General features: G+C 70.1%; 1 pseudogene. It reads left to right on the forward strand.

The window, feature by feature from the left end:
• Positions 1-422, forward strand: a pseudogene (locus ACOADB_RS09275) (purine-nucleoside phosphorylase); the annotation flags it as partial.

The following is a 422-nucleotide window of genomic DNA, read 5'->3' on the forward strand; positions in this document are numbered from 1 at the left end:
GTGCTGACCAACGGCTGTGGCGGCCTCAAGCCCACCTGGACGCCCGGCACCCCGGTGCTGATCAGCGACCACATCAACCTGACCGGCCAGTCCCCCATCGTCGGCGCCAACTTCGTGGACCTGACCGACCTGTACTCCAGCCGCCTGCGCGAGATGTGCCGCGAGATCGAGCCGTCGCTCGACGAGGGCGTCTACGTCCAGTTCCCCGGACCGCACTACGAGACCCCGGCCGAGGTGCGGATGGCCGGCGTCCTCGGCGGCCACCTCGTCGGCATGAGTACGACGCTCGAGGCGATCGCCGCCCGCGAGGCAGGGATGGAGATCCTGGGCATCAGCCTGGTCACCAACCTCGCTGCGGGCATGAGCGGCGAGCCGCTCAACCACGCCGAGGTGCTTGAGGCCGGACGCGCAGCAGCCACCCG

Source organism: Nocardioides sp. CPCC 206348, from assembly GCF_048654705.1.
In the GTDB taxonomy this organism is placed as follows: domain Bacteria; phylum Actinomycetota; class Actinomycetes; order Propionibacteriales; family Nocardioidaceae; genus Nocardioides.